Genomic DNA, 6,000 nt, shown 5'->3' with positions numbered 1-6,000 from the left:
GGTCAGGGGCATCAACTTCGAACTGCCGATCCAGCGTGTTATCCGCGACAACCGATGGCTTGCCACCATATCGCCCAGGTCGACGTTTGTATCCGATCTGCGCTGCAATGCCTGCCAAGCTGGCCAAACGTGCCACACGGTTCTCTGAACAGGTCTCGCCAGCATCGCGCAGGTCGTCCGCCAATTTGCGATATCCATAGACCTTACCGCTATCGGCCCGTGCCTGCTGGATCAGCACCGTCTGACGTGCATCCTCAAGGGCACGCTGGCTTAACGGTTCTTTAAGCCATGCATAGAACCCGCTGAAATGAACCATCAGCACGCGGCACATGGACCGCACAGAAAACTCTGCGCGGTGAGCCTCGATAAACGCGTACCTCACTGAGATTCTCGCGCGAAGTACGCGGTCGCCTTTTTTAGAATGGTACGTTCCTCGGTCACTCGCGCCAGTTCGCGCTTCAGCCTTTTTTTATCTCAGCAGCCTGTTCTGCAACTTCAGATCGGACACGGGGCGACTTCGCAAATTGTGCCTTCCAAGTGTACAGCGATTTGGTGCTGATCCCTAGGCGCTCAGCAACTTCGCTGACCGCATATCCACGCTCAACAACCTGTGCCACAGCGTCCTGTTTGAACTCGTCCGTAAACCGTATTCCCTTGTTCATATCCGTCTCTCCTTGGTTCCAAAATTACCAGGCAAACCGTCTACAAATCTAGGGGCACCTCAGATCACTTAGATCATGTTGTGCGAGATGGGTTTCCCATTCGAGAAGGACGTCAAACAGAGAGTTCAAACTATCTCTCTGCAACTGCACCATGAAGCTTTTATCGTGCTCTAAAAAATTCTTCAACGTTGACCGCCATCTTGAACCAATCGACGTCCTGCGAAGCGGCTGAATTGCTAGCGGGCGTCGATACCATCCAAATCAACGTACTCTGTGTCCCCTTCGATGACGAATACGTTTTGCGCCAGCGGAAATTGGTGCGAACGGCTTTCCAGGAAATGCATCAGATACCCAGCGGTATTGGGAAAAACCATCAAATCGCCGACTTTGACGCCTTCCGGGAAAGACATTTTGCGGCGCGTAAGCCATTCGCTCTCGGTGCAATAGGTGCCGGCCAGATAGCCTTCGATAGCCTCTTTGCGCGGACCGGCGGCGGGAACCATCAGCGGATCAAGCGCGAACTCGGCAAAGCCGGATCGGGATTGAGTGCGGTTCATCTGCACACCGATTACGGGGGAACCTGCACTGTCACGTTTGCAAAAAGCGACGCGGGCAAGGGTTATGCCGCAGCCGTCGAGCAATGACCGACCGGGTTCGCAGCGCAGAGAGATATGGGCATCCCTTAGATGCGCCGCCACGGTTTGACCGTCAGCCACGTGATCAAGGATGCACCGCATCCAATCTTCCTTCACCAGCGATTGGGCGACCGGATAGCTGTCGACTTTGCCAGCGCCCTCCGATTTGCGTCCCAGCCCGTCATTATGCTGGGTAATGGGGGCGCGGTCACCAGCAAGCGCCCGGTCCAATTCGGCTTCCCATGCGTCCCATTCGGCCGCATCGTCGAGGTAATTCATGGGGATGCCGCCGCCGATGTCGAGAAAAAAGGGCACGGTGCTGTCATCGTTGATTTTGCGAATGAGGGGGAGGGTTTGTAGAATAGCGACGATGCGATCCTCGGGGCTATAACCGTTAAGATGGAAGTGCAGCCCGTCGAGACGTAGATGTTCCGAATTCGAAATTCGGTCGGCGAGGGCGGGTACTTCTGTGAGTGGGAAACCGAAACGCGAGTAAAGCTTGGTGCCGTCACGCTCAAACCCATTGAGACGCAACCCGACAGATACCGGCTTGGCGGGCCCGATGGCGACGTCTTCAAGCAGCTCCAGCTCATCTTCATTATCAAGGATCACGGTCACGCCACCGTTTACACACAGGGCCATCAATGCACGGTCTTTGACCGCAGCAGTGCAGACGATCCGGTTGCCCGGCACCCCTTGGGCAAGGCACTGCTCAACTTCGTTGTGACTAGCCGTATCAATGCCGATACCTAAATCACGCGCGGCCTGAACATAGCTGAGACATTTGTTCGCCTTACGCGCAAACATTGGCAAGAAAGGCAGATCATAGTCAGCCACACAATCGGTAAGCTGTGAAATATTGCGGCGAAACGGATCAAGGGACTGAATGTTCAGCGGCGCGCCAAATTGGTCGATCAGGGCATCAAGGCGGGGGCGGTTTTGCATCAGTTCTGCCATCCAGCTTTCCATACGGGGACGCAGCGGCACAACACCGTGGCACGGGCTGAAGATCGATTGAGGGGTCGTCATTAGGAATGTTCCAATACGGTAACTTGGCGGGCGGTGCGCAAGATCGATGCGGCCCAGTTTTCGGGAATATTATGCAGGCTGGGTGAGAGAGTGTCATTGCCAAGCACGCAGCCTTCAGTCGCACGTCCGATGACGCAAAGCCCGTGCGCGTTGCCGATTGGCGTAAGCGCCTGCGCGTTCTTATCGACCCTGATGCCACCCAATGCGCCAATATCGAGGAGACCTTCGCGCAACAGTCCGTCAAGGGGCGCGCCGAGTTCTGCGCTCCCCGCAGCAGGGATCGTCGCATTGATTGTTACATCCGCCGTGGTATCGCCTGACATATGATCTAGGCTGACAAGGCCAGTCTGCTCCAATGCTATCAGTTTGCCGATGTTCTGCGCGGGCGGGCCAAAGGCAAGACGCTCCATTTCTGCCGCGATTTGGCGGAAGTGGTGCGCATCGTCAGCATCCATTTCACGGTAACTGACCCAGTTGACCAGCTGCGGATAGCAATGACGCCAGACCTCGGCCAGGGCCCAGACACTGTCTGGCGCGCGTTGCCCAGTGGCAATGTCGTAGCCAATGCGCAAATCCTGGCGGATATCTTCGGGCGTGAAGGTGGTTTGCGAACGGCGATCAAAGACCTCCGAACTGGTCCTTGGATCGCTGTCAAGAACCCGGTCGGAGAATGACAAAAACGCGGGCCAGATATGGTGCGTGAAGGTCGTATCTGGTGCCTGCAAGATATGCGACAGCTCGGACCGTCGGTCGTCCCAAAATGCGTCGGGTTGCGGCTGAGTGAACAGTGCTGCTTCAACCTTGGCTCTCATCGGGCGACCACTGCGGCTAAACGGGATGATGCGCTGTGGTTCCCTGCCCGAGGGGGTATAGCTGTAGCCGGTATCAAGAGGTGTAAAGACACCGCCGCGCCCTTCGCTCAATGCGAGCATTGTGTCGATAAAGGTAAGTGCGAAGCCTCTGCAGCGCACTGTAGCGTTGGGGGGGACGGCGGTCAGTGTTAGGCGCTGATTGATGGGGAAGGGGGAGGGGATCTCATGGCGGGTGGTGGTCGCGCTTTGGCGAAACCCGTCTTGGTGCCCGGTAGTCACAAGGACATGGTCTACGGTGACATTCTCCGGCGATATTGCCCAACGGCCTGCTATGCGTTTGACGGTATCAACTCGTGAGCGATGGTGGACCAGCGTCACATTTGATGGAGCTTCGGTAACAACGCGCTCAAGACTCCAAAAGAGATACTTGCCCACACGGGCACGCGGGACGTAGTCTGCTGCATCTGCGGGGTTTGATCCATTCTTTGTCCACTCTAAGAAAGAGGGACCGCGCCCATCGGTCCAAGCGTTGATCAAACCGGCAGGAAAGTTCATTAGTAATATTTCCGGCTGACGGGGGTCATAAATAGGCCCCGCGCCAAGGTGTACCGAGGGTTCGAATATGTGTATGGTAAAACGGAGCTCGGAGTCATGCCGGGCGGCCTCGCACAGACTATCAAGTGCATAAAGCCCTTTGGGGCCGCATCCGACGATGGCAATTTTTATGTCGCTCATGAATTTTCGGGGGCCAATCCTGCCATGGCGATCACATCAGCCTCGCAAACCCCCAATTCTCTCTCTACCCACTCGGGGTCAAAGACAGTGCCCAAGTAGCGCGATCCGGAATCGTGGATGATCGCCGCGACGGTCTGACCCGCCAATTCGTCCTGCATACCCCGCACCGCTTCAAGGACACCCCCGCCTGACCCGCCGACCAGCAGGCCTTCCCGCGCAACAGCACGACGGCAACCGGCAACACAGGTAATGTCGGAGACGCGCACGAGGTCGTCGAACTCCTGCCCCTTGGCAAGCGCGGGAATCCGACCGGCACCCATGCCAGAGATTTTGCGCGGACCGGCGGTGCCGTTGAACAACGTGCTGCCCATGGCATCCACTGCAACAACCTTAGTCTTGCGTCCCATCCGGCGCAAATAGTCACGACACCCCCGCGCCGTCCCGGTACTGGAGCAGGCGACGAATAAAACATCAATCCGACCGCCAAGTGTCGTGTCGATTTCCGCGATGGTGCCTAACTCGTGCGATTCGGGATTGTCGAGGTTGGCATATTGATTGGGCCAAAAGCGATCGGAGTCTTCCTGCAACAGAGCCGCAACCCGGTCCAGACGCGCCGCCAGAAAGTCGCCGTCGGGTGCGTGATTTACCAGTTCGATTACCCCACCCAAGGCGCGGATAATCGCGACGTTTTGCGATTGCGCATTGGGATCGACAACACAAATAAATTTGAGGCCATGAACGCCACAAACTTGCGCCAGGCCAATCCCCATATTGCCGGAGGAAGATTCCACCACCGTATCGCCAGCCTTGAGCCGTCCATCCTTCAATGCGCTTTCGATCATGTGGCGTGCGGGCCGGTCTTTTGCACTGCCTCCGGGATTCAACGCCTCGACCTTCGCGATCAGGTTAACATCTGCGCGATCAAGATAGCGCGGCAGACGTACCATTGGCGTTTGACCAACAAGATCGAGCACATTGTCGGCGATCCGCGTCGCGGCGATTGCCTGAGGGCGGTTTGTGACCTGAGTACGAACGTTCATGAGCGTAGCCTCTCGAAAGTTAATATATTCTATTTATCGGCGCAGGTACGCGGCACCGGCAGTCGCTTTGCTTGTTCTCTTGCGAACATGTCGAAACTACTTGCTGGCCATGGACGCGTGTCTGAGGGCGAAAGCGGTGGCAAACAGCCTGCCATCACAGCATAACTTCGTGCGGCGGTCAAAGTTCCGCACTGTCCTGCGTTGAAATGCCTGCGGAAAACAAAGGTACCTCCATTTACTTTGCGGCAGGGGCCGACACGAAGCATCTATTATGCGGAACGTCCTATCTGATGCCGTGAAGCAGCTTCGATTTTTTCGGTGATGCGCCGCAGGGGGTGGCGGGCCACATCTCGGAAGGTTTGCACACGCAACCCCGCGCCATATCCCCATACCGATGCGCGCTTTGCTTGAGAGACTGAAAGCGCGGTTGTATCCACATACTCTTGATTGCCATCGCGAATATCGGAGGGTGTGGCAACAGGATCAACATCCAGAAATGCCGCCAATCTCGCAAGAGTTGCCTCGGGGTTGGCGACCAGATCCTCATAACGCACAGTGATTACGGCATGCAGATAATCGAGATCGCGCCAGACGATGTCATGGGCGTCCAGCCAATGATCCATCATCGCTCCGTGATCCATAGCGACCCATTTCGACGTAGCGGCGGCAACGGCCTCTGGATGGCGGATAACAACAACGAATTGTGAAAGAGGAAAAAGCTGCTGATACAGCCGCATCCGGGTCAAATTGACCGGCGACTTCTCCACCCGCCAAGGTGCTTCTTTAAAATACGGTGCCCAGCTGCGGTCCAATCTTGTCTGTGTCTCTAGGCTGTCAAAATGTGATCCTTCGATATGATGCTGCGCGGGATCGGTCGCGAAATGCATCGGTATACCGTGCTGTGCGGTGTGTGGGATGGCGCCTTGCAGATAGACGCCTTCATTCTCGGGCACGGGCGCTTGATTTATGGCGCTGACACCAGGCAGTTCACCAATCAACCGCGCCACTAGACTGGTGCCAGAGCGGTGCAGCCCGCCAACGAAAACATAGCGATGTGATGTCATAAGGCCCCTTTGTCTTGGACCGG

Annotated in this window: 4 protein-coding genes and 1 pseudogene; all 5 read right to left on the bottom strand. The window is 56.5% G+C overall.

What is annotated here, in order from left to right; all coding sequences use genetic code 11:
- Positions 1-662, bottom strand: a pseudogene (locus Z945_RS20815) (IS3 family transposase); the annotation flags it as partial.
- A 236-nt stretch (positions 663-898) separates the two neighbouring features.
- On the bottom strand, positions 899-2,326 hold the full coding sequence (locus tag Z945_RS0105155; protein ID WP_025051047.1) for a Y4yA family PLP-dependent enzyme: 1,428 nt from the start codon (positions 2,324-2,326) through the stop codon (positions 899-901).
- On the bottom strand, positions 2,326-3,873 hold the full coding sequence (locus Z945_RS0105150; RefSeq protein ID WP_081780952.1) for an FAD/NAD(P)-binding protein: 1,548 nt from the start codon (positions 3,871-3,873) through the stop codon (positions 2,326-2,328). The genes Z945_RS0105155 and Z945_RS0105150 overlap by 1 nt, the downstream gene beginning before the upstream one ends.
- Entirely contained in the window at positions 3,870-4,913 is a 1,044-nt protein-coding gene (gene sbnA / locus Z945_RS0105145) for a 2,3-diaminopropionate biosynthesis protein SbnA (protein ID WP_025051045.1), read from the bottom strand. Before sbnA ends, Z945_RS0105150 begins: the two co-directional genes overlap by 4 nt.
- Before the next feature lie 269 nt (positions 4,914-5,182).
- Positions 5,183-5,977, bottom strand: a complete 795-nt coding sequence (locus Z945_RS0105140; RefSeq protein WP_025051044.1) for a sulfotransferase family protein — start codon at positions 5,975-5,977, stop codon at positions 5,183-5,185.
- Positions 5,978-6,000 lie beyond the last annotated feature (23 nt).

The organism is Sulfitobacter noctilucae (assembly GCF_000622365.1).
Taxonomy (GTDB): Bacteria; Pseudomonadota; Alphaproteobacteria; order Rhodobacterales; family Rhodobacteraceae; genus Sulfitobacter; species Sulfitobacter noctilucae.
Note: the sequence above shows the minus strand (reverse complement) of the source record. Positions and strands in the feature narration are given on the sequence as shown.

Excerpts from the sequence above, each read along its gene's own strand:
- Z945_RS0105150 (WP_081780952.1), bottom strand. The coding sequence starts at position 3,873 with ATGAGCGACATAAAAATTGCCATCGTCGGATGCGGCCCCAAAGGGCTT.
- Z945_RS0105155 (WP_025051047.1), bottom strand. The coding sequence starts at position 2,326 with ATGACGACCCCTCAATCGATCTTCAGCCCGTGCCACGGTGTTGTGCCG.
- sbnA (WP_025051045.1), bottom strand. The coding sequence starts at position 4,913 with ATGAACGTTCGTACTCAGGTCACAAACCGCCCTCAGGCAATCGCCGCG.
- Z945_RS0105140 (WP_025051044.1), bottom strand. The coding sequence starts at position 5,977 with ATGACATCACATCGCTATGTTTTCGTTGGCGGGCTGCACCGCTCTGGC.